At 41.6% G+C, this 1,000-nt stretch carries 2 protein-coding genes; both read right to left on the reverse strand.

All coding sequences use genetic code 11. The annotated features are described in order from the left end of the window. Window positions 1–32: 32 nt before the first annotated feature. The gene (locus B4033_RS12845) at window positions 33–557 is read right to left on the reverse strand and encodes a YecA family protein (protein WP_004814890.1); all 525 of its coding nucleotides are present in this window, start codon (window positions 555–557) and stop codon (window positions 33–35) included. 72 nt (window positions 558–629) lie between these two features. Then, window positions 630–836 (reverse strand): PA3496 family putative envelope integrity protein, encoded by a 207-nt coding sequence (locus B4033_RS12850; RefSeq protein ID WP_004814888.1) that lies wholly within the window; start codon window positions 834–836, stop codon window positions 630–632. Window positions 837–1,000: the final 164 nt, after the last annotated feature.

The raw sequence follows: 1,000 nt of genomic DNA on the forward strand, positions 1-1,000 counted from the left end.
GCACCCGAAGGTGCTTTTTTGATTTGGGAGAATTAATCTGGTGTATGATACATCAGATACAATTCATTCAGGTTTTCTGGAATTTCTTCCGCAAGCTCGTCCATTAACTGGCCGTTACGACGGAAAGTTTCCATTTGTGGGTCTTCTTCATCAATCCCACTGAAGACCATGATTGGCAGAGTTAAATCCACCAGTTGTTCTTCAAATTCTTCTGCAAACCATGCTTCTTCGTTCAGGAACATGGCATCAACAAAGCCCACACTCCAGTCACCAAGACTTGATTCGGTATCTGCTTCCTCGATTTCAAACGGGAAAGTGATGCCTTCTTCATTGGCCAAGCTTTGACGGATAGATTCCAGCCATACTTTAACCTGTTCGATGATTGCTGCTGGAACTTTTTTCTGATTGTTATCAAAAAGCTCATCCAGCCATCTGTCAAACTGCGGACCTACTGCAATTGCACACAGGAAACCGTGAGTTGCCGCAAAATCCAGACCATACTCATTTTGGTCGCCATCCAGATAGTCACTCAACAGGTCTAAATCTAAAGCACTCATCTAATATCCAAACTTAGAAATTCCGAAAGGCCTAGCATAGCATTTATTCAGGCCATGCTAAATCCGAATTGCTTAATCTTCGTCGTCGAAGTCATCGTCATCGTCGAAGTCATAGTCAAAATCTTTGAGTTCGCGCTCGAGGCGGCGTTGAGTCAACAGGTCATCAATCAGACGACGTTTTTCCAACGACTCTTTTGCGCTGAGCTTGCTGGAAGCCTCATCGAAGCTAACATCATCATCACCGTAGTTATCATCTAGTTCAAAATCTGTAGAAGACACTAAAACTACCTCATTGTGAAAAATGTAAAGGGTCCTAGGCGCTATTTATCTTGCCTAAAAATACTTGTCAAGTTTTATTTAAATTTTAGTATCTTAAAATTGTAATTAGGGCTTTTTTTCCAAGTAACTTGTATGGCATGATATAATCCACCCTGCGTCCTTAT

Source organism: Acinetobacter sp. UBA3132 (genome assembly GCF_002364825.1).
Taxonomy (GTDB): Bacteria; Pseudomonadota; Gammaproteobacteria; order Pseudomonadales; family Moraxellaceae; genus Acinetobacter; species Acinetobacter schindleri.